At 58.7% G+C, this 25,717-nt stretch carries 27 protein-coding genes; 13 read left to right on the forward strand and 14 right to left on the reverse strand.

The features are described 5' to 3' along the window. Window positions 1–30: 30 nt before the first annotated feature. Together M5G20_RS28810 and M5G20_RS28815 are read right to left on the reverse strand one after the other, a co-directional pair. A complete protein-coding gene (locus M5G20_RS28810) occupies window positions 31–228 on the reverse strand; it encodes a YbdD/YjiX family protein (protein ID WP_007895266.1) in 198 nt (65 codons plus the stop codon). 2 nt (window positions 229–230) lie between these two features. Further along, on the reverse strand, window positions 231–2,297 hold the full coding sequence (locus tag M5G20_RS28815; RefSeq protein ID WP_150734720.1) for a carbon starvation CstA family protein: 2,067 nt from the start codon (window positions 2,295–2,297) through the stop codon (window positions 231–233). A gap of 159 nt (window positions 2,298–2,456) precedes the next feature. Between M5G20_RS28815 and M5G20_RS28820 the strand changes: the two genes are divergently transcribed. Further along, on the forward strand, window positions 2,457–2,825 hold the full coding sequence (locus M5G20_RS28820; protein ID WP_273921949.1) for a PilZ domain-containing protein: 369 nt from the start codon (window positions 2,457–2,459) through the stop codon (window positions 2,823–2,825). Window positions 2,826–2,877: 52 nt separating this feature from the next. Here M5G20_RS28820 and radA read toward each other — a convergent pair whose 3' ends face one another. After that, window positions 2,878–4,245, reverse strand: coding sequence for a DNA repair protein RadA (gene radA, locus M5G20_RS28825; protein ID WP_150734718.1), 1,368 nt, complete (start codon window positions 4,243–4,245; stop codon window positions 2,878–2,880). A gap of 705 nt (window positions 4,246–4,950) precedes the next feature. Between radA and mscL the strand changes: the two genes are divergently transcribed. Beyond that, a complete protein-coding gene (mscL, locus tag M5G20_RS28830; RefSeq protein ID WP_273921950.1) occupies window positions 4,951–5,364 on the forward strand; it encodes a large-conductance mechanosensitive channel protein MscL in 414 nt (137 codons plus the stop codon). Between the two features lie 40 nt (window positions 5,365–5,404). On the opposite strand, the gene M5G20_RS28835 is transcribed toward mscL, so the two are convergent. Beyond that, window positions 5,405–6,181, reverse strand: a complete 777-nt coding sequence (locus tag M5G20_RS28835; protein WP_273921951.1) for a ferredoxin--NADP reductase — start codon at window positions 6,179–6,181, stop codon at window positions 5,405–5,407. Between the two features lie 339 nt (window positions 6,182–6,520). Here M5G20_RS28835 and M5G20_RS28840 point away from each other — a divergent pair, with 339 nt between their 5' ends. Further along, window positions 6,521–7,252, forward strand: a complete 732-nt coding sequence (locus M5G20_RS28840) for a helix-turn-helix transcriptional regulator (protein ID WP_273921952.1) — start codon at window positions 6,521–6,523, stop codon at window positions 7,250–7,252. Window positions 7,253–7,413: 161 nt separating this feature from the next. Beyond that, on the forward strand, window positions 7,414–8,538 hold the full coding sequence (locus tag M5G20_RS28845) for a methyltransferase (RefSeq protein WP_273921953.1): 1,125 nt from the start codon (window positions 7,414–7,416) through the stop codon (window positions 8,536–8,538). A gap of 73 nt (window positions 8,539–8,611) precedes the next feature. Here the strand turns inward: M5G20_RS28845 and M5G20_RS28850 are convergent, their stop codons facing one another. The 3 genes from M5G20_RS28850 to M5G20_RS28860 all read right to left on the reverse strand — a co-directional run bounded on the left by M5G20_RS28850 (window position 8,612) and on the right by M5G20_RS28860 (window position 11,307). Then, entirely contained in the window at window positions 8,612–8,779 is a 168-nt protein-coding gene (locus M5G20_RS28850) for a DUF2474 domain-containing protein (RefSeq protein WP_273921954.1), read from the reverse strand. 86 nt (window positions 8,780–8,865) lie between these two features. Next, a complete protein-coding gene (gene cydB, locus M5G20_RS28855) occupies window positions 8,866–9,873 on the reverse strand; it encodes a cytochrome d ubiquinol oxidase subunit II (RefSeq protein WP_150734713.1) in 1,008 nt (335 codons plus the stop codon). A gap of 3 nt (window positions 9,874–9,876) precedes the next feature. Then, window positions 9,877–11,307 (reverse strand): cytochrome ubiquinol oxidase subunit I, encoded by a 1,431-nt coding sequence (locus M5G20_RS28860; RefSeq protein ID WP_273921955.1) that lies wholly within the window; start codon window positions 11,305–11,307, stop codon window positions 9,877–9,879. Between the two features lie 516 nt (window positions 11,308–11,823). On the opposite strand from M5G20_RS28860, the gene M5G20_RS28865 reads away from it, so the two are divergent. From M5G20_RS28865 to M5G20_RS28875, 3 genes are all read left to right on the forward strand, one after another. Next, the gene (locus M5G20_RS28865) at window positions 11,824–13,062 is read left to right on the forward strand and encodes an MFS transporter (protein WP_212626510.1); all 1,239 of its coding nucleotides are present in this window, start codon (window positions 11,824–11,826) and stop codon (window positions 13,060–13,062) included. An 84-nt stretch (window positions 13,063–13,146) separates the two neighbouring features. Continuing rightward, window positions 13,147–13,425, forward strand: coding sequence for a type II toxin-antitoxin system RelE/ParE family toxin (locus M5G20_RS28870; RefSeq protein WP_150734710.1), 279 nt, complete (start codon window positions 13,147–13,149; stop codon window positions 13,423–13,425). A 13-nt stretch (window positions 13,426–13,438) separates the two neighbouring features. Continuing rightward, window positions 13,439–13,726 carry a HigA family addiction module antitoxin gene (locus M5G20_RS28875; RefSeq protein ID WP_150734709.1) on the forward strand — a complete coding sequence of 96 codons (288 nt, stop codon included), beginning with the start codon at window positions 13,439–13,441 and terminating at the stop codon, window positions 13,724–13,726. A 6-nt stretch (window positions 13,727–13,732) separates the two neighbouring features. On the opposite strand, the gene M5G20_RS28880 is transcribed toward M5G20_RS28875, so the two are convergent. Further along, complete coding sequence (locus M5G20_RS28880) at window positions 13,733–14,284, reverse strand: DJ-1 family glyoxalase III (RefSeq protein ID WP_273921956.1); 552 nt, start codon at window positions 14,282–14,284, stop codon at window positions 13,733–13,735. A gap of 67 nt (window positions 14,285–14,351) precedes the next feature. Then, the gene (locus tag M5G20_RS28885; RefSeq protein ID WP_273921957.1) at window positions 14,352–14,801 is read right to left on the reverse strand and encodes a DUF4879 domain-containing protein; all 450 of its coding nucleotides are present in this window, start codon (window positions 14,799–14,801) and stop codon (window positions 14,352–14,354) included. Window positions 14,802–15,021: 220 nt separating this feature from the next. Between M5G20_RS28885 and M5G20_RS28890 the strand changes: the two genes are divergently transcribed. Together M5G20_RS28890 and trmA are read left to right on the forward strand one after the other, a co-directional pair. Next, window positions 15,022–16,317 carry an NCS2 family permease gene (locus M5G20_RS28890; protein ID WP_273921958.1) on the forward strand — a complete coding sequence of 432 codons (1,296 nt, stop codon included), beginning with the start codon at window positions 15,022–15,024 and terminating at the stop codon, window positions 16,315–16,317. Continuing rightward, window positions 16,314–17,393, forward strand: coding sequence for a tRNA (uridine(54)-C5)-methyltransferase TrmA (trmA, locus tag M5G20_RS28895; RefSeq protein WP_273921959.1), 1,080 nt, complete (start codon window positions 16,314–16,316; stop codon window positions 17,391–17,393). The genes M5G20_RS28890 and trmA overlap by 4 nt, the downstream gene beginning before the upstream one ends. A 54-nt stretch (window positions 17,394–17,447) precedes the next feature. On the opposite strand, the gene M5G20_RS28900 is transcribed toward trmA, so the two are convergent. The 3 genes from M5G20_RS28900 to M5G20_RS28910 all read right to left on the reverse strand — a co-directional run bounded on the left by M5G20_RS28900 (window position 17,448) and on the right by M5G20_RS28910 (window position 18,740). Beyond that, window positions 17,448–17,894, reverse strand: coding sequence for a DUF2442 domain-containing protein (locus M5G20_RS28900; protein WP_273921960.1), 447 nt, complete (start codon window positions 17,892–17,894; stop codon window positions 17,448–17,450). Beyond that, window positions 17,891–18,319: a DUF4160 domain-containing protein gene (locus M5G20_RS28905; protein ID WP_273921961.1), complete on the reverse strand. Its 429-nt coding sequence runs from the start codon at window positions 18,317–18,319 to the stop codon at window positions 17,891–17,893. The genes M5G20_RS28900 and M5G20_RS28905 overlap by 4 nt, the downstream gene beginning before the upstream one ends. A gap of 214 nt (window positions 18,320–18,533) precedes the next feature. Beyond that, a complete protein-coding gene (locus M5G20_RS28910; protein ID WP_034148192.1) occupies window positions 18,534–18,740 on the reverse strand; it encodes a tautomerase family protein in 207 nt (68 codons plus the stop codon). A gap of 101 nt (window positions 18,741–18,841) precedes the next feature. Between M5G20_RS28910 and M5G20_RS28915 the strand changes: the two genes are divergently transcribed. The 3 genes from M5G20_RS28915 to M5G20_RS28925 all read left to right on the forward strand — a co-directional run bounded on the left by M5G20_RS28915 (window position 18,842) and on the right by M5G20_RS28925 (window position 21,193). After that, complete coding sequence (locus M5G20_RS28915; protein WP_273921962.1) at window positions 18,842–19,753, forward strand: LysR family transcriptional regulator; 912 nt, start codon at window positions 18,842–18,844, stop codon at window positions 19,751–19,753. A gap of 139 nt (window positions 19,754–19,892) precedes the next feature. Then, window positions 19,893–20,333, forward strand: coding sequence for a type II 3-dehydroquinate dehydratase (gene aroQ, locus M5G20_RS28920; protein WP_150734704.1), 441 nt, complete (start codon window positions 19,893–19,895; stop codon window positions 20,331–20,333). Between the two features lie 5 nt (window positions 20,334–20,338). Next, window positions 20,339–21,193 carry a shikimate dehydrogenase gene (locus M5G20_RS28925; protein ID WP_273921963.1) on the forward strand — a complete coding sequence of 285 codons (855 nt, stop codon included), beginning with the start codon at window positions 20,339–20,341 and terminating at the stop codon, window positions 21,191–21,193. 81 nt (window positions 21,194–21,274) lie between these two features. On the opposite strand, the gene M5G20_RS28930 is transcribed toward M5G20_RS28925, so the two are convergent. After that, window positions 21,275–21,952: a TetR family transcriptional regulator gene (locus M5G20_RS28930; protein WP_273921964.1), complete on the reverse strand. Its 678-nt coding sequence runs from the start codon at window positions 21,950–21,952 to the stop codon at window positions 21,275–21,277. Window positions 21,953–22,054: 102 nt separating this feature from the next. Then, window positions 22,055–23,956: a 3-dehydroshikimate dehydratase QuiC gene (quiC, locus tag M5G20_RS28935; protein WP_273921965.1), complete on the reverse strand. Its 1,902-nt coding sequence runs from the start codon at window positions 23,954–23,956 to the stop codon at window positions 22,055–22,057. A 353-nt stretch (window positions 23,957–24,309) separates the two neighbouring features. Between quiC and M5G20_RS28940 the strand changes: the two genes are divergently transcribed. Next, entirely contained in the window at window positions 24,310–25,611 is a 1,302-nt protein-coding gene (locus tag M5G20_RS28940; RefSeq protein ID WP_224791280.1) for an MFS transporter, read from the forward strand. The last annotated feature ends 106 nt before the right edge of the window (window positions 25,612–25,717 follow it).

Below are 25,717 nucleotides of genomic sequence, written 5' to 3' on the forward strand. Positions count from 1 at the left end.
CTACAGTGGTGTGTGCCTAGACCTCGTGCCTCAACAGCACTTCGGCCCACCCTTGCCACCGTAACGGGCTTCCTGACGTTCGCGAAAGAACATCTCGTAGCTCATCACCGGTTTGTCCGGGTGCTTGGTTTGCATGTGCTCGACGTAGTTGTCGTAGTCGGGCATGCCGACCATCAGGCGCGCGGCCTGACCGAGGTATTTACCGAGGCGACTCAGGTCATTGAACATGATCAGGCGTCCGGCAGCGCTTGGTAGGGCGCTTCTTTATCCGTACGTTCTTTTTTACCCCAGGCGGCAATGCCGACCTTGAGCGCATAGAACAGGATGCTGAACACCACGAACAGGAACAAAGCAGTGAGCGTTGCGTTGGTGTAGGCGTTGAAGATCACGTGCTGCATCTGAGTGATGTCCTTTGCCGGAGCGAGAATCTGGCCGTTGGCCAGGGCATCGCTGTATTTTTTCGCCAGGGACAGAAAGCCGATCGCCGGGTTAGCGTCGAACAACTTGATGAAGCCCGCCGTCGTGGTGCAGATCAGCAACCAAACGGCCGGCAACATGGTGACCCAGACATAACGCTGGCGTTTCATCTTGATCAATACAACGGTGCCGAGCATCAGCGCGATACCAGCCAGCATCTGGTTAGAGATACCGAACAGCGGCCACAGGGTGTTGATGCCACCCAGCGGATCGATCACGCCCTGATACAACAACCAGCCCCACATCGCCACACAGCCAGCGGTGGCGATCAGGTTGGCGGTCCAGGACTCGGTGCGTTTCAGCGCCGGCACGAACGAACCAAGCAAGTCCTGCAGCATGAAACGACCGGCACGGGTACCGGCGTCCACAGCGGTGAGGATGAAGAGCGCCTCGAACAGGATCGCGAAGTGGTACCAGAACGCCATGGTGTTTTCACCCGGCAGCACACTGTGCAGGATCTGCGCGATACCGACCGCCAGGGTCGGTGCACCACCGGCACGGGCCAGGATCGTGGTTTCACCGATGTCATGGGCGACCGCTTGCAGCGCTTCCGGGGTGATGGCAAAGCCCCAGCTGCTGACCGCTGTCGCTACCGACACCACATCACCGCCGACCACCGCCGCCGGGCTGTTCATGGCGAAGTACACGCCTGGCTCAATCACCGAAGCGGCCACCATGGCCATGATCGCCACAAACGACTCCATCAGCATGCCGCCGTAACCGATGTAACGGGCGTTGACCTCGTTATCGAGCAGCTTCGGCGTGGTGCCGGAGGAAATCAGCGCATGGAAACCGGAGACCGCACCGCACGCGATGGTGATGAACAGGAACGGGAACAGACCGCCCTTCCATACCGGTCCTGTGCCGTCGACGAACTGGGTCAGTGCCGGCATTTTCAGCTCGGGCATGGTCACCAGAATACCGATGGCCAGGGCGACGATGGTGCCGATTTTCAGGAACGTCGAGAGGTAGTCTCGCGGCGCCAAAATCAGCCACACCGGCAACACTGCCGCGACAAAACCGTAGCCGATCAGCATCCAGGTGATCTGGATACCGGTGAAGGTAAAGGCCTTGGCCCATACCGGATCGGCAGCAATCTGCCCACCGAGCCAGATCGAACCCAACAGCAACAGCACGCCGATGATCGAAATCTCGCCGATACGCCCCGGGCGGATGTAGCGCATGTAAATGCCCATGAACATCGCGATCGGGATGGTCGCCATCACCGTGAAAATACCCCAAGGGCTTTCGGCCAGGGCTTTCACCACGATCAGCGCCAGCACCGCAAGGATGATGATCATGATCAGGAAGCAGCCAAACAGCGCGATGGTGCCGGGAATTCGGCCCATTTCTTCGCGAACCATGTCGCCCAAAGAGCGACCGTTGCGGCGGGTGGACATGAACAGGACCATAAAGTCCTGAACGGCACCGGCCAGCACCACGCCGGCGATCAGCCACAGCGTGCCGGGCAGATAGCCCATCTGCGCCGCCAGAACCGGCCCCACCAGTGGCCCCGCGCCAGCGATGGCCGCGAAGTGGTGACCGAAGAGGATGTGTTTGTTGGTTGGAACGTAGTCCAGACCGTCATTGTTGAGTACGGCGGGGGTAGCCCGTCGCGGGTCGAGCTGCATCACATTGTTAGCGATGAACAGACTGTAGTAACGGTACGCGACCAGATAAATGGCCACGGCAGCGACCACAATCCACAAGGCATTGATTGCCTCACCTCGGCGCAATGCCACTACACCCAGGGCGCACGCCCCTACGATTGCCAGCACCAGCCAGGGTAGATGGCGTAGCAGGCTATTATTATTTTTCATTTTATTATTCCAGCCAGAGTGGACAAGAAAGAAAGCCACACCGAGTTTAGCTCTCCTGACGCTAAAGACCATACCCCAACGTTGGTCTAGAGCCCTGTCCTGGCTGGCAGGTTTGAACAATGCGGGTCTATAGTCAGCGAACATCCAGAGGATTACGCCATGAGCGAGCACCCCGCCAATCGCCGTCGCTTCAAACGAATTGCGTTCGATGCCAGGACCGAGCTGCGCCAGGGCGAGTACATCTGGCCGGTAAAGCTGATCGACCTGTCGCTCAAGGGGCTATTGATCGAGCGGCCCGAACCCTGGCTGGGTGATGGTGAGCAAGACTTTCAGGTCGACATTCAACTGAGCGATGACATCGATATCGAAATGGACGTGCACCTGGCCCATGAAGAAAACGGCCAGCTCGGATTCGTCTGCCGGCACATCAGCCTGGAATCGATCCAGCGCCTGAGACGATTGATTGAGCTGAACCTGGCCGATCCACAGGAACTGGAGCGGGAGTTGGGTGCGCTGATCGAAGTTTGAACGCTGCCCTGTGCAGGGCTGCCGCGAGCTGCTCCTGCAGGGGAGATTGTCGTTATTCGAAGAGTGCGTCGAGGGCTTGTTCCAGACGGGTCACGGCGATGATCTGCAACCCTGGCGGCGATTCCTTCGGCGCATTGCCCTTGGGCACGATGGCCCGCTTGAACCCGTGCTTGGCCGCTTCCTTCAGGCGTTCCTGACCGCTGGGCACCGGGCGTACTTCGCCGGACAGACCGACCTCGCCGAACACCAGCAAATCGTGGGGCAGTGGCCGGTTGCGCAGACTGGACATGACGGCCGCCATCAACGCCAGATCGGAGGCGGTTTCCAGCACCTTCACCCCGCCTACCACGTTGAGGAACACATCCTGATCGTGGGTCGGAATGCCGCCGTGTCGGTGCAGCACCGCCAGCAACATCGCCAGGCGGTTCTGATCCAGCCCCAAGGTCACCCGCCGAGGGTTGGCCAGGTGGCTGTCATCCACCAGCGCCTGGACTTCCACCAGCATCGGACGGGTGCCTTCCCACGTGGCCATGACCACACTGCCCGGGACTTCCTCCTGAGCACGGGTCAGAAAAATCGCCGATGGGTTGGAGACTTCTTTCAAACCCTTGTCCGTCATGCCGAACACACCGAGTTCGTTAACCGCACCGAAACGGTTTTTCACCGCCCGCAGCAAACGCAGACGACCATCGGACTCGCCTTCGAAATACAACACGGTGTCGACCATGTGCTCCAGCACCCGTGGACCGGCCAGCGCGCCTTCCTTGGTGACATGCCCCACCAGGAAAATCGCCGTCCCGCTCTGCTTGGCGTAACGCACCAGCAATGCCGCGCTTTCGCGCACTTGGGACACGCCGCCCGGCGCGGATTGCAACTGTTCGGTGAAGATCGTCTGGATCGAGTCGATCACCATGACCTTGGGTTTCTCGAGACGCGCCGTGGCGATGATGGTTTCGATACAGGTTTCGGTCATGACCCGCAGTTGATCCTGCGGCAAGCCCAGGCGACGGGCACGCATCGCCACTTGTTGCTGGGATTCTTCTCCCGTGACGTACAGGGCCGGCATGGTTTTGGCGAGATTACACAAGGTTTGCAGCAGGATGGTCGATTTGCCGATGCCAGGGTCACCGCCGATCAGCACCACCGAGCCGTCGACGAGTCCACCGCCCAACACCCGGTCCAGCTCACTCGACGCAGTGGAGAAACGCGGGATCTCTTCGACACTGACTTCGGCCAGGGTTTTGATCTGCGCCTGTTGACCGGTCCAACCCGTGCGTCCAGTGGGCGCCGCCGCCCCGCCGCTTTCCACCATGGTTTCTGTCAGCGTATTCCAGGCGCCGCACTCGCCGCACTGGCCGGCCCATTTCGGGAAGGTTGAGCCGCACTCCGTGCAGCCGTACATGCGCTTGGCCTTGGCCATCTGAACTCCCGGCAAAAATCGCGATGATAGCTCAGGTGAGAGCGATCAGCGCGATGCTGTGGTCGGAACGGGTGGAGAATTGTATTTGGCGGTTCTGAGTATTTCGGCCTATATCCATCACTGTTATTAACCAAGTGACAACCAGGCGATTGAAGTCTCATCGTGCACTGGACAAAAATAATTCTGACGCAAAGATCAAAGCATCCTGTACAAGTTTTCGGCAACACACTCCATCACACTCAATGAACCGACAATAAAACCTGTACAACAGTTAACGATCTTAATTCACGATGTACAACTATCAAAGTCTAACGAACGCTGCAATGTAAGCTCACGACCAAGTAACCACGCCTTAGCCGGGGAAAATATCGATAACTTCGTTAATAAAATCCAGTCTTTCAAATCTGCCGAACACCACAGGAACCCGGAGCAGGCAACTGTTACGACTTCGATAGTAAAGACGCATACAATTTCCATTCATTTGCCCCATCCGCCGTTGAGCTCATGATTAACAATCAGCAACAGCCCCCCCTCAAAGGTTCGTCCGCAAAGCTCTCGGCTCTGTGTGGTGGGCTCGCTAGCAAAACTTTTCGCCATGGGCCCGGTCGATTGCAGGCAAGCTTCGTAAGCAGTTGTTTCGGGCAGGGAGCACATGACTGATTTACACTGCGTTGACCAATCTCATCTGTAACAAGGAAATAACCTATGGGCGTGATAAACGAGTTCAAGGCCTTCGCGGTCAAAGGCAATGTGATCGACATGGCCGTCGGTATCATCATCGGCGCCGCTTTCGGCAAGATCGTGACGTCGTTCGTAGGCGATGTGATCATGCCACCCATCGGACTGCTGATCGGTGGTGTGGACTTCAGTGACCTGGCCATTACGCTCAAGGCCGCTCAGGGAGACGTCCCGGCGGTGGTGCTGGCATACGGCAAGTTCATTCAGACGCTGATCGACTTCATCATTGTCGCCTTTGCGATCTTCATGGGTGTCAAGGCCATCAACCGTCTCAAGCGTGAAGAAGCTGCCGCCCCTACCCTGCCGCCGGTTCCGACCAAGGAAGAAGAGTTGCTGGGTGAGATTCGTGACCTGCTCAAGGCTCAGAACAGACTGCCCTGAATGCCTGCTCAAAAAATGGCGCCCTAGAGGCGCCGTTTTTTTACCAGAAATTTTCCACTGCCACCTGACCAGGGCGGCGGCTGAGGCTTAACTGCATATCGCGCTGTTTGAGTAATTTACGCGTGTCATCGATCATCTGCGGATTACCGCAGAGCATGACCCGCGAGTGCTCAGGCGTCAGGGCCACCCCGGCAGCGCGCTCCAGTTCGCCGTTTTCAATCAGCGAAGTAATCCGGCCGTTCAGGGCGCCTTGATGTTGTTCCCGCGTCACCGTATTGATGAGCTGAAGCTTGTGGGCGAATTCCGCCAGATACTCGCGCTGTGCCAGGCCCGCAATCAGTTCCTGATACGCCAGTTCACTGGATTCGCGCACGCTGTAGACCAGGATGATTCGCTCGAATTTCTCCCAGACCTCAAAGTCCTGCAGGATCGACAGAAACGGCGCAATGCCGGTCCCCGTGGATAACATCCACAGATCACGCCCGTCGACAAAACGGTCGAGGGTCAGATAACCAAAGGCCTGACGATCGACCAGCAAGGTATCGCCGACACCCAGTCGGCTCAGTTCGCTGGTGAATTCGCCTCCCGGAACAACGATGGAAAAGAACTCCAGAAACTCGTCATGAGGCGATGACACCATGGAATAGGCGCGCCACACCGTACTGCCATCGGCCCGGGTTACACCCAGTCGGGCGAACTGGCCTGCGCGAAAGCGATACCCGGCATCCCTCGAAGCCCGAAGGGTAAACAGGTTTGGGGTCAATGGCCGGACGTCGAGCAGGGTCTGGCGAGTAAATTTCTCTTCACTGACACTCATTGGGCTCTCCAATCAACAGACGATCCCAGTGTCTCGCAAAGAGCCCGGCATAAACACCGATGATTTGTGGTGCCTTTACCCAGGGCCTCCACTTCTCATTTCCGTTTCAATTATTCCCCAGCATAACTAACTACGCGGTTAAATATTCTCTGTTTGTATTAAACCCACCATACAAATTCACCCTGCCATCAAGGGAAATGTTCAGAACCAGAAACAGCGTTAAACGTGTATTAGCAAAACAAAAAAATCTCAGTGAGCTCTCAGACTTATCCTACAATCCAATTCGCGCCCCTTTGGATCCAAGCGCCCCCAAGCTGAATTTACACGACGGAGCCGATAATGGAACGATGGAAGGAGCTACAACTCATACAGTTGTCCAAAACAACCGAAATGAAGAGCGCCTATCAGGTCTCATTAAGTTTTGCGAAAAACATCGGGTACAAATTTTTTTCTTTTTCAACAACTTGCCCGGCAGAAAATGAGTATTTTCACTCGGTACGTTTTAACAACTATCCGACCGACTGGAATCGCGAATATGAAAAAAACAAGTTCAGTACCATTGACCCGATAGTGGCACATTGCAATCAATCCATGCTGCCAGTCCTGTGGACTGAGGAACTCTTCACTAACACGCCATGGTTATGGGATGCATTGGAGCAACAGGGGCTGCAGCATGGTTGGTCACAAGCCATCCATGACGAGGAAAGTGGTCTTTGCAGCACGTTGAGCCTGGCCAGAAGCCATTGCGCGATCAGTGCGTGGGAGCTCTATGAAAACCTCGGTTTCTCTCTGTTTATTGGTAATCATCTGCATAAACTGATGGTTCAGGCGATGCCCCACGCAGCGAAACCACCGCCAATGACGCAGTTGACGCCACGGGAAGTCGACGTATTGAAGCTGGCGGCAGATGGCAAGACAGCCTACGAAAGCGCCAGGATCCTCAATCTCAGTGCTCGCACTGTCAATTTCCATGTACAGGAATCCATTCGCAAACTCGGGGTCAACAACAAGATTTCCGCCGTCATTACCGCCGCCAAGGCGGGCTATCTGAACCGCAATGCGATGCGCTGAAGCGAAACCTGCGAGTAATCCGATACAAAAAAACGTACCATTCGCGGTCCCTCCTGAGTGATGACGTGTGACTTGTCCACGACGCAGTCCACTCGGTCGGCCCCGCCGCCAAGACGCCTCCGGGCCGCGGGATACCCGTTGATTACCCAGAGCCCCGCCCCATGCCTTTGCTCGAAACACCTTTCGCCAGCCTCGACCTGATCCGCCAGCCTGAACAGCAGAATGAACCGCTGCAAGCCTTCGATGCGGCAGATGAATACCTGCTCAATCATCTGGCCGAACAGCAGCCCTCGATCGATACACGGGTCCTGGTGCTGAACGACAGCTTCGGCGCATTGGCAGCCAGCCTGGCAGGCAAGGTCAAGGTGCTCAGCAGCGGTGATTCGTTCCTGGGCTATCAAGCGCTGGAAAAAAACCTGGCCCGCAATGGTCAGGCGTTTGATGCGGTGTCGCACGTGCCTGCCAGTGAAATCGTTGCCGGGCCCTTCGACCGAGTGTTGATCCGGGTGCCCAAGACCCTGGCCTTGCTGGAGGAGCAGTTGATCCGCCTGCAAGGGCAACTCGCACCCGGTGCCCAAGTGGTCGCCGGTGCAATGATCAAACACCTGCCGCGGGCGGCGGGTGACTTGCTCGAGCGCTACATCGGCCCGGTACAGGCGTCGCTGGCGGTCAAGAAAGCCCGGCTGTTGATTGCCACGGTTGAAGACAAAATGCCTGCTACATCACCCTACCCGACCCGCTATCGTCTCGACGAGCCGGCCATTGAATTGCTTAACCATGCCAATGTGTTCTGTCGGGAAGGGCTGGACATTGGCACCCGGGCTTTTCTGCCGCACCTGCCAAAAAATCTAGGCACGGCGCGCGTCGCCGACCTCGGTTGCGGTAATGGTGTGCTGGCGATTGCCAGCGCGCTGCAAAATCCCGACGCCCAGTACACACTCGTGGACGAGTCGTTCATGGCGGTGCAATCGGCTGCCGAAAACTGGCACGCTGCATTGGGCGACCGCGGCGTTATCGTGCGTGCCGGCGATGGGCTGGCCGGGCAGGAACCTCAGTCGCTGGACGTGGTGCTGTGCAATCCACCGTTTCACCAGCAACAAGTGGTCGGCGATTTCCTCGCCTGGCGCATGTTTCAGCAAGCCCGGGAAGCGCTGGTAGTCGGGGGCGCGTTGTACATCGTCGGCAACCGTCACCTGGGTTATCACAGCAAACTCGCGCGCTTGTTCCGCGGTGTCGAGCAAGTGGCGGCCACGCCGAAGTTCGTGATCCTCAAGGCGCGTAAGTAACGGCAAAAAAAACCCTCCATCAGGAGGGTCATAAATCCGTGCCGCAAGGCAGCGAGATGGGATGTAAGGGGTTTCAGTGAGTGGCCAGGCCGGCGGCGTTCATGAACATCCGCATCAGGCTGGCGACGATGAACAGCGCACCGACGCTGCCGGCCCAAATCATGGCCAGCCAGCCGAGCCGCTGCCACAGCGGTTTTTTTTCGGCTTCTTCGATGTCGTGCAGGGAATGTTTGCCAGACATGACTCAATTCTCCGTCAAAGCTGGATGGCGTCTGTGAGGACGCCATCGCGAGCAGGCTCGCTCCCACAGGTTCGTGGTGTTGAGGTTTAGTGGTAACCGTCTTCGTGGGTGACCTTGCCGCGGAAGACGTAGTAGCTCCAGAAGGTGTAGCCCAGGATGAACGGGATGATGAACAGCGTACCCACCAGCATGAAGCCCTGACTCTGCGGCGGTGCGGCGGCGTCCCAGATCGAGATCGACGGCGGCACGATGTTCGGCCACAGGCTGATCCCCAGGCCGCTGTAGCCGAGGAAGATCAGCACCAGCGTCAGCAGGAACGGCGTGTAGTTCGCATTGCGCGCCACCGCGCGAATCAGGCCGTACAACGTCACCAGCACCAGAATCGGCACCGGCAGGAACCAGAACAGGTTCGGCAGGGTGAACCAGCGTGCGGCGATATCCGCGTGGGCCAGCGGGGTCCAGATACTGACGATACCGATCACCGCCAACAACACAAACGCCAGCGGCCGCGCCAGGTCATGCATCTGTTCCTGCAACTTGCCTTCGGTCTTCATGATCAGCCAGGTGCAGCCGAGCAACGCGTAAGCCACCACCAGCGCCGCACCGCAGAACAGGGTGAATGGCGTCAGCCAATCCAGTGAGCCACCGGCAAACTGCCGATTGACCACCGGCAGACCATCGATGAACGCCCCCAGTGCCACGCCCTGGAAGAACGTTGCAGCCACCGAACCGCCGATGAATGCCTTGTCCCACAAATGGCGTTTGTCGTCCTTGGCCTTGAAGCGGAACTCGAACGCCACGCCGCGGAAGATCAAGCCGACCAGCATGAAGATCAGCGGCAGGTACAACGCCGAGAGCACCACCGAATAGGCCAGCGGGAAAGCGCCGAACAGCGCCGCGCCGCCCAGCACCAGCCAGGTCTCGTTGCCGTCCCAGACCGGCGCAACGGTGTTCATCATCACGTCACGGTCGGTCTTGCCGGGAATGAACGGAAAGAGAATGCCGATGCCGAGGTCGAAGCCATCCATGACCACGTACATCATGATGCCGAAGATGATGATCACGGCCCAGATCAGCGGAAGATCAATACCCATGATTCAAATCTCCTTGGTCAGGCTATGGTCGGTTTGGTCGTCATCGGCAGCCGACAACGGACGAGCCGGCGTACGTTTCTGGCCAGGGCCACCGTCGTTGGTTTCTTTGCCTTCATCGATCTTCGGCCCTTTGCGCACCAGGCGCATCATGTAGCCAAGCCCGGCACCGAACAGCGCGAAATACACCACGACGAACAGGATCAGGGTGATGCTCATCTGCATGAAGCTATGGTTGGACGACGCATCCGCCGTGCGCATCAGCCCGTACACCACCCACGGCTGACGGCCGATTTCGGTGGTGAACCAACCGGCGAGGATCGCGATCAATCCGGATGGTCCCATCCACAACGCCAGGTAGAGGAACGGTCGCGATGTATAGAGCTTGTCGCTTTTGCGCAGCCACAGGCTCCACAAACCGGTGAAGATCATCAGCAAGCCCAGGCCGACCATGATCCGGAACGACCAGAACACGATGGTCGAATTCGGCCGGTCTTCAGGCGGGAACTCCTTGAGCGCCGGTACCTGTTTATCCAGCGAGTGGGTCAGGATCAGGCTGCCCAGGTAGGGGATCTCGACCGCGAATTTGGTCCTCTCTTCTTTCATGTCCGGCCAGCCGAACAGGATCAGCGGCGTCGGCTCGTCACCTTTGTTTTCCCAGTGGCCTTCGATCGCGGCAATTTTCGCCGGCTGATGCTCAAGGGTATTGAGGCCGTGGAAGTCACCGATGACCGCCTGGATCGGCGCCACGATCAGCGCCATCCACATCGCCATCGAGAGCATGGTGCGAATCGCCGGGTTGTCCTTGCCGCGCAGCAAATGCCAGGCTGCCGAAGAGCCCACGAAGAACGCCGTGGCCACAAACGCCGCCGTCGCCATGTGCATCAGGCGATAGGGGAACGATGGGTTGAAGATCACTGCCAGCCAGTCGGTTGGAATCACCTGGCCGTTGATGATTTCAAAGCCCTGCGGTGTCTGCATCCAGCTGTTGGAGGCGAGAATCCAGAACGTCGAAATCAGCGTACCGATGGCCACCATGACGGTGGAAAAGAAGTGCAAGCCGCGCCCGACCTTGTTCCAGCCGAACAGCATGACGCCCAGGAATCCGGCTTCGAGGAAGAATGCCGTGAGCACTTCATACGTCAGCAACGGACCGGTCACCGCTCCGGCGAAGTCCGAGAATCGGCTCCAGTTGGTGCCGAACTGATAGGCCATGACCAGCCCCGAAACCACGCCCATGCCAAAGTTGACAGCAAAGATCTTCGACCAGAAATGGTAAAGGTCCCGGTACGTGTCGTTATGGGTCTTGAGCCACAAACCCTCGAGCACCGCCAGGTAACTTGCCAGGCCAATGGTGATGGCCGGAAACAGGATGTGAAACGAGATGGTGAACGCGAACTGGATTCGGGCGAGATCAAGTGCCTCTAAACCGAACATAAGTCTTCCTCTATCAGGTAGTACGGCTGCTGGCTGGAGGCCTGCATCCTCGGTTCCCACGGATATGGAGTGCGGCGAATCTCTGTTGTTCTTTTTTTCTACGCATCACAACGCAGGGAGTCTGGCCTTGCGGCCGCCAGATCGATTGCTGCTGAGGGTTTTGATCTGGATCAAGTAACGTTGAAAGAGTAGTCCCATTTCCGGGGGGGAACCGCGTGGTCTTTTGCCGCGTGACAAGTTGCCTCATAGGGCTGTGGTATTCACTGTGGCGAGCGAGGTTGCTCGCACTCGACTGCGCAGCAGTCGTCATACCGATCAATGCGGTTACCCTGAAGCGCTGAAATGCCAGGGTTTGAGGCCGCTTCGCAGCCTGACGGGAGCAAGCTCCCTCGCCACAGGAATCCGGCTTAGCCGAAGATCGGTATCTAGCTAACTAAATTTTCTGACATGGCAACTTCCTGTTACAGGTTGGTGATAACCTTCCCCTTCCCTCGTCCCCCCAAGATTTGCCCGCAGATGCCCAGCCAAGAGCCCTTGCTGTTACGTCACCATCGCCCATTCCTTGCGTTCTGGCTGGCCCGGGTCTTTACCGCCAGCGGTTTTCAGATGCTCACGGTGGCCATTGGCTGGAACCTGTACCAATTGACCGGCAACGTGCTCGATTTGGGTCTGGTCGGGTTGGTGGAATTCGCGCCGCGGGTGCTGTTCATGCTGCACACCGGGCATGTCGCGGACCGCTACGACCGGCGCAAGGTCGCGGCCCTCTGCCAATCCCTGCAAGCGCTGATCGCCCTGTCGCTGGCCATTGGCAGCGCGACTGATCACGTCACCCGGGAAATGATCTTCATCCTCGCCTTCCTGCTGGGAGCCGCCCGCTCCTTCGAGATGCCAACCACCCAGGCCTTGCTCCCGAGCATCGTGCCAAGCGCCCTGTTTCCACGTGCCGTAGCCGCCGCGCAATCGGCCCAGCAATCGGCAACCATCGTTGCCCCGGCCCTCGGCGGTTTGCTCTATGCGTTTGGCAGTGTGTGGGTCTATGGCCCGACGGTGGTTTTGTACATCATCGCTTGCGCATTGATGCTCAATTTGCCCGCTCGGCAAACGCCGCTGAACAAGGGCAAGGCGACCCTGGATTCGCTGCTGGCGGGTATCCGTTTCATTCGCAGTCGGCCGGATATCCTCGGGGCGATTTCCCTGGACCTGTTCGCCGTTCTGCTCGGTGGCGCCACGGCGCTGCTGCCAGTCTTCGCCAAGGACATCTTGTTGACCGGCCCGTGGGGATTGGGCCTGTTGCGTTCAGCCCCGGCGGTGGGCGCGCTATTGATGTCGCTGTACCTGGCGCGGTTTGCCGTGGAACGCAATGTCGGGCGGGTGATGTTCACCGCCGTGGGCGTGTTTGGCGTGGCGACCATCGCCTTCGGCCTGTCGACCTCGTTCTGGTTTTCCCTGGCCGTGCTGGTGGTGCTGGGCGCGGCCGACATGATCAGCATGGTGATCCGCGCCTCGTTCGTACAACTGGAAACCCCGGACGAAATGCGCGGTCGGGTCAGTGCCGTGAACGGTCTGTTCATCGGCGCCTCGAACCAGTTGGGCGAGTTCGAATCCGGCCTGACCGCCCACTGGTTCGGCACCGTGCCGGCCGTGGTCATGGGGGGGATTGGTACGCTGGTGGTGACCGGGACCTGGATCAAGCTGTTCCCGACACTGGCTAATCGGGACCGCATGCATGTGCCAAAGGAAGAGGTGAAGGTTTAAGGCCGTTACCAACCACAGATTTGCCGACCAGGTGCAATACATAGATACCGCATAAAGTGTAATGTATCGCCTTACACTTTCCCCATGATCAAATCCTTTCAACACAAAGGCCTTCGTGGCTTCTATGAAACAGGTTCGACTCGCGGGATTCGAGCAGATCATGCGAAGCGCCTGGCTCGGATGCTGCAATTCATGGATCGCGCCACGGTCCCTGACGACCTCGACCTCCCGGGCTGGCGATTGCATCCGCTGCGGGGAGGGTTGACCGGGTTCTGGTCGCTGAGTGTCTCAGGGAACTGGCGAGTCGTTTTTCGTTTTATTGGCACAGATATCGAACTGGTCGACTATCTGGACTACCACTGACAGGAGGCAGGACATGCCTATGCACAACCCGCCGCATCCTGGCGAAACACTGTTAATGGATGTATTGCCCGAACTGGGTATCAGTGTCGCGGAACTTGCCCGGCACCTGGGATTCGCTCGCCCGCACTTGTCGCGAGTACTGCATGGACACGCGCCAATCAGTCCGGACCTGGCAGTACGCCTGGAGCGGGCCGGGATTGGCAAGGCGCGGACATGGCTAGGGGTTCAGACCGACTACGATCTCTGGCAGGCGGAGCATCGTGAGCAACCGCTCATCAAACCCATCGCCGCTCACGCCTGACGCTGCCTACCCCCCCAACTCCCCCGCCACCGTCGTTCGCATGGCTTTGCCGCAGAGCTGTTCCACCAGCGTCAGCGCAAACGCCAGCGCTGCCCCCGACCCCTGGGCGGTGATGCAGTTACCATCGACCACCACCGGTTGATCAACAAAGTTGCAACCTGAGAGCTGATGGCTGACTGAAGGCAGACACGTCATGCGCCGCTGTTTCAATACGCCAAAGGCTTGCAACGCCAGCGCCGGGGCTTCGGCAATACCGGCGAACAGGCGACCGGCCGTGGCCTGATCCTTGATCAACTGTTGCAATGGCTGGTGGGCTGCCAGGTGCTGCGCCCCGACGGAGCCACCGGGCAGGACGATCAGGTCGAAAGGCTGCGCCAGCAAGTCCACCAGCATGGCATCAGCGGTCAGGCGAGTACCGCGTGCGCAGGTCAGCATGCGCCGCCCTTCGATGCTGGCCGCCACGACTTCAACCCTGGCGCGGCGCAGTACATCAATCAGGGTCACGGTCTGCAGGTCATCGGTGCCCTCAGCGAGGGTAATCAAGGCTCGAAAGGTCATGGGAACATTCCACAGGAGGGTTCTTGAAGCGTAGTCAGCTTTCCTTACCCTTGTTCGAGCCTGGTCGTTACCTGATGTAAAGCTGCGTCGACATCGTGTTGCGCGGCGCGTTGATCGAGGTATTGCTGAAGGTGAAGGTGCCTTCCTGTTTGCCCGCCAGGCTGAAAATGTACAAGTTGCCGACGATTTTTGTTCGTTGCGAGCAATCCGTCAGGTTGCCGTTTTCGTAAGCGCAGACGGGCGTACGGGTGCCATTCACCTCGAAACCATCCAGCGTGGCATGCGGTTGGCTGCGGCCGTAGCCCACTTCCAGCACGTAGATCCGGATATTCGGGCCATTGTGATTGCACCGCGTCTGCGTCTGCCCTTCATCAATGTTTTCAAAACCACATTCAGGCGATTCGACCTTGAGCACTTTTACCTGGGTCAACGGCGGTGCCGAAGCCGCCGTGGCGCCTTGTGCCGCCAGCAGCAATGCCATCAAGCCACCGGACAAGATCGACAGACGCGTTTTCATCCAATTACCCCCCAAAAAAACCAGCGCGCAGTATGGCGGGTTTACGTTAAACGCAAAACATCGACGACGATCACCGCCATAAGCAGCCATAACCCTGCGCGGCTGGTATGATGCGCGGCTTTTTCCGACCCACAGAAAAATCCCAGGCGCCTGCAGTGGTCTGTGCTTTGCTGTTGAGGTCGATACATTCACGGCGCCGGGCGCGCAACGGGGAGCAGACATGCTGGAAAGGCTGTTTCAACTCAAGGCACACAACACCAATGTACGCACCGAGATTCTGGCGGGCGTCACGACCTTTTTGGCCATGGCCTACATTCTGTTCGTCAACCCGAGCATCCTCGGCGAGACCGGCATGGACAAGGGCGCGGTGTTCGTCGCCACCTGCCTGGCAGCCGCCATCGGCTCGGCAGTCATGGGCCTGATCGCCAACTACCCGATCGCCCTCGCACCGGGCATGGGCCTGAACGCCTTCTTCACCTACACCGTGGTCCTGCACATGGGCCACACCTGGCAGGTGGCGCTGGGTGCGGTGTTCATCTCAGCCGTGTGTTTCTTCCTGCTGTCGATCTTCCGCATCCGTGAATGGATCATCAACAGCATCCCGCTGCCGCTGCGCTCGGCGATTGCCGCCGGTATCGGCCTGTTCCTGGCGTTGATTGCCCTGCACAACGCCGGCATCGTCGTCAGTAACCCGGCGACCATGGTCGGCCTGGGCGACCTGAAACAACCGGCGCCGATCCTCGCCACCCTTGGTTTCGCCCTGATCGTCGCCCTTGAGGCCCTCGCGGTGCGCGGCGCGGTACTGATCGGCATTCTGGTGGTGACCATCGCCTCCATCGCCCTGGGCTTCACCCCGTTCGGCGGCGTGATGTCGATGCCACCGTCGCTGGCCCCGACCTTCCTGCAACTGGACATCAAGGGCGCGCTGGACATCGGCCTGGTCAGCGTTATCTTCGCCTTCCTGTTCGTTGACCTGTTCGACAACTCCGGCACCCTGATCGGCGTCGCCAAGCGCGCCGGGCTGATGGGCAAGGACGGCCACATGCCGAAAATGGGCCGTGCGCTGATCGCCGACAGTACTGCGGCGATGGCCGGTTCCCTGCTGGGCACCTCGACCACCACCAGCTACATTGAATCCGCCGCCGGCGTGAGTGCCGGTGGCCGCACCGGCCTGACTGCCATCGTGGTGGCGTTTCTGTTCCTGCTGGCGCTGTTCTTCTCGCCACTGGCCTCTAGCGTCCCGGCGTTCGCCACGGCGCCAGCACTGCTGTTCGTCGCCGTGCTGATGACTTCCGGCCTGGCCGAAATAGACTGGGACGACATTACCGTCGCCGCGCCTGTGGTAATCACCGCACTGGCGATGCCGTTCACTTATTCCATCGCCAATGGCATCGCCTTCGGCTTCATTGCCTGGACCGCCATCAAGCTGATGTCCGGTCGTGGCCGTGAGCTGAACCCGGCGCTGGTGATCCTGTCGATTCTGTTCGTGATCAAGCTGGGTTGGTTTAACGCATGACTTTTGATTCCCAGGCCTACGCCATTCAGCTCGAAGAAAAGGTCACGCGTTTGCGTGACCTGCTGGCCCCGTTCGATGCGCCCGAGCCAGCCGTCTTCGATTCGCCGCTGCAGAACTTCCGCCTGCGCGCAGAATTCCGTCTGTGGCGCGAAGCCGGCGAGCGTCACTACGCGATGTTTTCCCAGGAAGACAAACGCACGCCGATTCTGATTGAAGCGTTCCCGATCGCCAGCCTGCGCATCAACCAGTTGATGCCGCAACTCAAGGCCGCCTGGCAAGCCAGCGCACCGCTCAGCCACAAGTTGTTCCAGGTGGAGTTCCTGACCACCCTGGCCGGTGACGCGATGATCACCCTGTGCTACCACCGTCCGCTGGACGAGCACTGGCACGCAGCGGCGTCGAAACTGGCAGCCGAGCTGAACGTCAGCATCATCGGCCGCTCCAAGGGCAAGCGCGAAGTCATCGGTCACGATTACGTGGTCGAGCGGCTGGAAGTCGGCGGCCGCACCTTCAGCTATCGCCAGCCAGAAGGCGCGTTCACCCAGCCCAATGGCACCGTGAACCAGAAGATGCTCAACTGGGCCTACGACGCGCTGGGCGATCGCCCGGACGATTTACTGGAGCTGTATTGCGGCAACGGCAACTTCACCCTGCCGCTCGCCACCCGCGTGCGTAAAGTGCTGGCCACCGAAATCAGCAAGACCTCGGTCAATGCGGCGCTGAGCAACCTCAGCGAAAACGCTGTGGATAACGTCACGCTGGTGCGTTTATCCGCCGAAGAACTGACCGAAGCGCTGAACGAAGTGCGGCCGTTCCGTCGCCTGCACGGCATCGACCTCAAGAGCTACGAGTTCGGCAGCGTCTTCGTCGACCCGCCGCGCGCCGGCATGGACCCGGACACCTGCGAACTGACCCGGCGTTTCGACAACATCCTCTACATCTCCTGCAACCCGGAAACCCTGGCGGCCAACATCGCCCAACTGCACGACACCCACCGCATCACCCAATGCGCGATGTTCGACCAGTTCCCGTGGACCCATCACATGGAATCCGGGGTGTTGTTGACCCGGCGGTGAGTGCAGATGCAATGAACGAATCAGCCGTCATAACGACGGCTTTTTTGTCGGCGTTCAAAGCACGATGTCGACCTTGCGCGGACGCCCACCTTTCTTGCCATTAGCCCGCGCGGCTTCGGCTTTGGCAGCGCTGCTCTGACGACCATTGCGCGAAGCAATCACCGAAGCGGCCATCGCCATCAACGGCTCACTGGCCGAGATCAATCCGGCGATAGATATGTGCAGGTCCTTACCTACATGACAGATGGCACTGCCGGTAAAACCTACCTCCAAACCAGCGAAGTCTTCGATTTCGAATCCTTCGAACTCAGGGTAATTTCCAACCGGCAGCAATATCCCGCTGCCATCTTCGAAGCTGACCGCCAGACACGGAGCCTCATAGGTTACCGATGTAGCCTGTAACCCGCTGTTTGGGCGCGACTTGCCCCGTTCAATAGCTCGTTCAAGGCGAGCCTCTGTTACCGGCCTGTCTACCTGGACCTTGGCTTTTACCGTTTTCATAATTCGATCTCCACACATTCCTGTGCATCTATCAGGGATAGCCGCGTTTTGTTCGTTTCAGGCTCATAACAAGCTGAAGCGATCATGTTGGTGGTGCTGACAATCCTTTTCACCACGACGACCTCGCTGGTTTGCCAATCCCACAATTGATTATCAAGGCAGGCCGTCTGCAGCTTTCGCCACCAGATACAGCGAGCCCGCAATAAATGGGTCGGTCGCTTCAGCGACTGGCGCAACCCTTCAAGCACCGCAATCGGTGGCCGACGCGAGAGCGGAACAACGTCCCAGAGCTCGACGCCGTTGCGCCAGAAACTGAATTTGAACCGCGCACTCCACGAATCTGCCTCCACATGTGCATGGGGCGGACAGTGCTCATCGCGCAACATGATGACTACCGAGAGCCCTTTGTAGCTGCATACTTTCATGCTAACCCATCTGTTAGGTTAATGAGCCCGAAGACTCGATATTCCCTGAAAAAACCGACCACTGGTGATCATCACCAAATGGTGTTTGCGTGACTGAGACTAGCGCTCAGCCGCGCTCCAGTGCGTTGGATAACGCCAACGAATCGTAAGCAATCCTTTCCCTGCGCCCACAAAAAAGCCGCCACGAGGACGGCTGTTTTGCTTTGCAGCAGAATCAACCCGGCTGGTTTTTCCGGAACTCAGTCGTGGTAATGCCCTTATATCCCCAGTTATCGGTGTCGATTTCTTCGATCACGATATGGGTCAGCTCCGGCGGCTTGCCGAGCACGCGTTGCAAGGTCTCGGTGATCTCGGCGATAACCTGGGCTTTTTGCTCCCGGGTAACGCCGTCACGGGTGATGCGTACGCTGACGAAGGGCATGTTGCTTCTCCTGCTCGCTGATTTGAACTCACTGTATCTGTGTGCAGGTATTTGATAAATACTGATCAAGACACTTCATTTGATCCCCGGTGTAATCAATCATGCAGCGACAATTCGACGATCTTCAGTTGGGCAGCATCGAGCTGTTTTGCCTGGCCGCCGAGGCCGGTAGCTTCACGGCGGCGGCGTTGGTGGCGGGCGTCACGCCGGCGGCGGTGAGCCGTTCGGTGTCGCGCATGGAGGAGCGCCTGGGCGTGCGGTTGTTTGCGCGCACGACCCGCAGCGTCAAGCTGACTGACAGCGGCCGGCGCTATTACGAAGAATGCCGTCAGGCATTGGCGCAACTGGTGGAGGCCCAGCGCGAGGTCATGGGCCAGCAACAAGTGCCGTCCGGGACACTGCGTATCAGTATCCCGACCACCTATGCCCACCACCGGATCCTGCCGTTGATGCCAGCCTTCCGTGCGCGCTTTCCGGCGGTGAAAGTCGAGTCGCACATCAGTAACCGAAACATCGATTTCGTCGGCGAAGGCTATGACATGGCCATTCGCGTACGCGCGATTCCGGATTCCGGCTTGATCGCCCGGCCGTTGGAGGACGCCGCGCTGGTGATGATTGCCAGCCCCGAGTACCTCAAGCTCGCCGGTACCCCGCAGACCCTCGACGATTTGCAGCAACATGACTGCATTCAGTACGAACTGCCCAGCAGCGGCCGGCGCATTGCCTGGTTGTTCAATGACGATGGCGTTCAGCGGGAGATACTGGCCGAAGGCAATTACGTTTGTTCCGATGATGTTTTGGGCGGCGTGACCCTGGCGAAACATGGCGCCGGTCTGTTCCAGACCTATCGTTTCATCGTCGAAAAAGAACTGGCGGACGGCTCGCTGGTGGAAGTCCTCAAGCCCTATGGCGGGCGCTCGCGGCCGTTCACCTTGCTCTATCCGCAAAGCCGCCATATGCCCTTGCGACTGCGCGCGTTCATTGATTTTCTGGTGGAGCATTTGCCACGCTGAAATCGAAAACGTCCGATCACCGCACACAATACGCCGGGGAACCGCCGCTTCAATTGACCAAATTAACCAGCTAGTACAATTTATCTCCACAGGCCGAAACCTACGGCCAATGCCAAAAATAATAAGTGGAGAAACATCGATGTCCCCCATCATTCTGGTGCTCAACGGCCCGAATCTGAACCTGCTCGGCACTCGCGAACCGGCCACCTATGGCCATGAAACCCTCGCTGATATTTCTGCGCTGTGCGGCCGTGCCGCCGAAGAGTTCGGTCTGGCGGTGGAGTTTCGCCAGACCAACCACGAAGGCGAACTGCTCGACTGGATTCACGCCGCTCGGGGCCGCTGTGCCGGGATCGTGATCAACCCGGCCGCCTGGACTCACACGTCGGTAGCCATCCGCGATGCTTTGGTCGCCAGCGAGTTGCCGGTGATTGAAGTTCACCTGTCCAACGTCCACGCCCGCGAAGCTTTCCGTCACCATTCCTTTGTGTCAGCCATTGCCACTGCGGTGATGGCGGGGTTCGGCAGCCATGGCTATCGCCTGGCGCTTGAACACTTCAGCCAACGTCTGAAAGGGTAACCATCGTGAGCCAGAACCAAGCGGTATTGGCCGGACTGATCGGCGCCGGCATCCAGGCATCCCGCACCCCGGCATTACACGAGCATGAAGGCGATGCCCAGGGTTTGCGCTACCTCTATCGCCTGATCGATCTCGATCAGTTGCAACTCGACAGCACTGCCCTGCCCGACCTGTTGAGCGCCGCCGAGCGCATGAACTTCACCGGGCTGAACATCACCTTCCCGTGCAAGCAGGCGATCATCCCGCTGCTCGACGAATTATCGCCGGAGGCCCGGGGGATTGGCGCGGTAAACACCGTGGTTCTCAAAGATGGCAAACGCATCGGCCACAACACCGATTGCCTGGGCTTTGCCGAAGGTTTTCGCCGAGGCTTGCAAGGCGTTGCCGTTGAGCGCGTTGTGCAGATGGGCGCCGGGGGTGCCGGTGCGGCCGTGGCCCACGCGCTCTTGAGTGAAGGCGTACGGCAATTGAGCATTTTCGATGTGGACATCAGCCGCGCCCACAGCCTGGCCGACAACCTCAACCATCATTTCGGCAGCGGGCGCGCGGTGGCCGGTCATGATTTGGCGCTGACGCTGACCGAGGCAGACGGCCTGGTAAACACCACGCCGATGGGCATGAAAAAACTCCCGGGGATGCCGGTGCCGGTCGAATGGCTTCGGGCTGAACTGTGGGTGGCGGAAATTGTGTATTTCCCGTTGGAAACCGAACTGCTGCGCAACGCCCGCGCGCTGGGATGCCGGACGCTGGATGGCGGCAACATGGCGGTGTTCCAGGCCGTGAAGGCGTTCGAATTGTTCAGCGGCGTGGAGCCGGACGCGCAGCGGATGCTGGCGCATTTTCAAAGCATGAATGGTTGATGCCCGGCTTGTGGCGATGGCGATTGTAAAGACGCTATCGCCAGCAAGCCGGCTCCTGCAAAGGTGATTCACACTGCCGAATTACGCCTGCAAATAGCGCAAAACCGACTCGCAAATCATCTCGCGATGACGCTGCTTGATGCTTTCGTCCGGCAAGTCGATCTGAAAGATCTCGCCAAAGGTGTGGCGGTTCGACACGCGATAGAAACAGAACGAGCTGATCAGCAAGTGCACATCCAGCGCATCAAGCCCCGAGCGGAACAGCCCTTGCTCGGCGCCGCGACGGAGAATCTCGCCTAATGAATCGAGGATGGTGTTGTTCATCGCCTTGATCACATCGGAGCGCTTCACATACTCGGCGTTGTGAATGTTCTCGATACAAACGATACGCACGAAATCGACATTGCGATCATGGTGATCGAAGGTGAATTCCACCAGCCGGCGAATCGCCAGCACCGGTGCCAGTTCAGCCAGGTGCAATCGGCTTTCGGTGTTGCGAATATCCCCGTAGAGCTTTTCCAGCACTTCGACGTAGAGCTGTTCCTTACTGCCGAAGTAGTAATAGATCATGCGCTTGGAGGTGTGGATGCGCTCGGCGATGGCATCGACGCGGGCACCTGAAAGACCCTGCTGAACAAACTCGACAATCGCTTCCTGAAGGATGTTCTCGCGGGTTTTTTCCGGGTTGTTCTTGCGACTCTTGCGCGGCTCGGCCGTCACTTGCTCGGGCACTGCGGAGAGTTCTGAAATTATCGTCATTGCGGGCTCACGGCCATCACTGCACAGGCTGGCGATTATGAGCCGCGCCGCACAGCGAAGGAAGCCGTGCGGCAGCGGTTTGTCGGCGTAGTTACGATTTTCCTACAACTTTGCCTGACGTACGGCACCGCTTCGGGATTTGGCCATGGCCGCCAACCGCACCGCCACGTTGGCCGCGCCGTAACCGGCATAGCCGTTCTTGCGCTGGATGATCTCGAAAAAGAAGCGTCCCTCGAACGGCTCGGTGTAAACGTGAAACAGCTCGCCGCCCTGGGCATCACGGTCGTACAGCACGTTGTAATAGGCCAGTTCACTGAGGAACTCGTCGTCAAAATCGAAACGTGCCGCCAGGTCATCGTAGTAGTTGAGCGGGATATCCAGCAGCGGCACGCCGGCCTCTTTGGCGCGGCTGACCTGAGCGAAGATATCGTCGCAATCAAACGCAATGTGATGCACGCCGGAGCCGCGATAACTCGACAGCGCGTGTGAGATGGCGGTGTTGCGGTTTTCGGAAATGTTCAGCGGCAGGCGAATCGAACTGTCGCGGCTGCGCAGTGCGCGGCTTTTCACCAGACCATAAGGATCGGGCAGCACCACTTCGTCATCGGCTTCGAAGTCCAGCAGGCTCTTGTAGAACAACACCCAACTGTCGAGGCTGTCGGCCGGCAATGCCATGGCCATGTGGTCGACGCGCTTGAGTCCGCCAGCTGTCTGCGCCTGCGGGAACAGATTGAAGTCAGTGCCATAGACGTCGGCCTGCTGGTCGACCAGGTAAATCAGGCTGCCATCCGGCGCACGCACGGCCGCGAGCTCCAGCTCGTTCGGCCCCACCAGCCCGCGATAGGGCTGGCATTTATAAGCCACGGCCCGAGCCAGCGCACTGGCGCTGTCCTTGACCCGCAGGGCGGTGGCGCACAATGACGGACCGTGCGCCTCGAAGAAGCTGTGGGCGAACGAGTACGGCTCGCAATTGAGGATCAAATTGATATCGCCCTGGCGCAGCAGGCTGACGCTCTTGGAGCGATGCTGGCCCGCCTTGACGAAGCCCAGTCGCTCCAGCCAATGGGAAAGCTTGGCGCCGAGGCTTTCGTCCACGGCGAATTCAAGAAACTCGATGCCGTTGTATTCGCTGGCCTTCGGCGTCTCGAACAGGATGTCGAGGTTGGTCGAGGGCTTGGCTGCCTGTTCCAGGCGCTGGCGGGTTTTCTCTTCAAGGTAAAGCAACGAGCGCAAACCGTCGGCAGCATTGGCCCGGGGCGGCGCGGCACGGAAACCGTCGTTGAAGATTTCCAGCGACAGCGGTCCGGTGTAGCCACTCTTGATGATTGGTGCGAGGAAGCCTGGCAGATCGAATTCGCCCTGACCGGGGAAGCAACGGAAATGCCGGCTCCACTCCAGCACGTCCATGGCCAGGATCGGCGCGTCGGCCATTTGCACGAAGAAAATCTTGTCGCCGGGAATCTCGGCGATGGCGCTCGGGTCGCCCTTTAGCGACAACGTATGGAAGCTGTCGAGCAACACACCAAGGCTTGGATGATCCGCCTGACGAACAATGTTCCACACCTGTTGCCAGGTGTTCACATGCTTGCCCCAGGCCAGCGCTTCGTAACCGATACGCAGGCCACGGGCGCCCGCGTGTTCGGCCAGCAAGCGCAAATCATCGACTAAAATCTGTTCATCACCTATGGAGTCTGCCGAGGCGTTGCTGCACACCAGCACCAGGTCCGTGCCCAGCTCCTGCATCAAGTCGAACTTGCGCTCGGCCCGTTCCAGATTGCGTGCCAGGCGGTCGCGGCGGCAGCCTTCGAAGTCGCGGAACGGTTGAAACAGGGTGATGGCGATCCCGAGATCGGCGCACATCTGCCTGATTTCCCGAGGGCTGCCGTCGTAGTAGAGAAGGTCGTTTTCGAAAATCTCGACACCATCAAAACCGGCAGCGGCGATGGCTTCGAGTTTTTCCGGCAGGGTACCGCTCAAGGACACGGTGGCAATGGAACGCTGCATGTTTCGACTCCTGATCGTGGAGACAATCTTGTTAGGGGCATCGCACGCTGGCTCTGTCTCGGAGCTGACAAAGGCAGCATCTACAGGGAGTGCGTTTAGCTTTGATTGAATTATTGGCTGCATGATCCTTCAGGGCAATTTAAAGTGTACTACCCGGTTAGTTTTGCGTGCGATTATCGAACACAATGGCCATTGGCGAATTGACGATTTTTTGTTCACTGCTCAACATCAACGCCACATTGAGCCAGGTTGAAAACCATCCGGCTCGGTTACCAAAGACTCGGAACACCACATAAAAATAATCGGTGGACTACATGAATCCTTCCCAAAGTTCTCCCGTGGAGCACGCCTCCATGACTACTGCCACTGGTGGCATCGGCGACAAAATCCGCGGCGCCATGGCTGTCGGCAAAACCCGTTGGGGAATGCTGGCGCTGGTGTTCTTCGCCACCACCCTGAACTACATCGACCGCGCCGCCCTCGGCGTCATGCAGCCCATCCTCGCCAAGGAAATGAGCTGGACGGCGATGGACTACGCCAACATCAACTTCTGGTTCCAGGTCGGCTACGCCATTGGCTTCGTGCTGCAAGGCCGTTTGATCGACCGGGTTGGCGTCAAGCGCGTGTTCTTCTGCGCCGTGCTGCTCTGGAGCCTGGCGACCGGTGCCCACGGCCTGGCCACGTCGGCGGTCGGTTTCATGGTCTGCCGCTTCATTCTCGGCCTCACCGAAGCCGCCAACTACCCGGCCTGCGTGAAAACCACGCGTCTGTGGTTCCCGGCCGGTGAACGTGCGGTAGCCACCGGTATTTTCAACGCCGGTACCAACGTCGGCGCGATGTTCACGCCGATGCTGTTGCCATTGATCCTCCACGTATGGGGCTGGCAAGCCGCGTTCCTGTGCATGGCGTCACTGGGCGGGATCTGGTTGCTGTTCTGGGGCCTGAAATACTTCAACCCGGAAGATCACCCGAGCGTTAAAAAATCCGAACTGGACTACATCCAGAACGAAGTCGAACCTGAGCAAACCCGCGTACCGTTCTCGAAAATCCTGCGCATGCGTGGCACCTGGGCTTTCGCCCTCGCCTACTCGATCACCGCGCCGGTGTTCTGGTTCTACCTGTACTGGCTGCCGCCGTTCCTCAATCAGCAATACAACCTGGGCATCAACGTGACCCAGATGGGTATTCCGCTGATCATCATCTACCTCACCGCCGACTTCGGCAGTGTCGGTGGCGGGATTCTCTCCTCGTTCCTGATTGGCCGCGGCGTCAACCCGATCAAGGCGCGACTGATGTCCATGTTCCTGTTCGCCTGCTGCATCATCGGCGTGATCATGGCAGCCGGTTCCAGCAACCTGTGGGTCGCGGTGGCTGCCATCTCTCTGGCCATCGGTGCGCACCAGGCCTGGACCGCGAACATCTGGAGCCTGGTGATGGACTACACGCCCAAGCACATGATGAGTACGGTGTTCGGTTTCGGCGGCATGTGTGCGGCGATTGGCGGGATGTTCATGACCCAGTTGGTCGGCCATATCCTGACGGTCACCAACAACAACTACACCGTGCTGTTTACCCTGATTCCGGCGATGTACTTCATCGCGCTGATCTGGATGTACTTCATGGCACCGCGCAAGATTCCGACCATCACTGACTGACGTTCAACGCATTATCCCTGTGGGAGCCAGCCTGCTGGCGATAGCGAATTGTCATTCAACATTGATGTTGCCTGACCCGACGCCATCGCCAGCAGGCCAGCTCCCA

This window comes from Pseudomonas sp. TNT2022 ID1044 (assembly GCF_028656895.1).
In the GTDB taxonomy this organism is placed as follows: domain Bacteria; phylum Pseudomonadota; class Gammaproteobacteria; order Pseudomonadales; family Pseudomonadaceae; genus Aquipseudomonas; species Aquipseudomonas reinekei.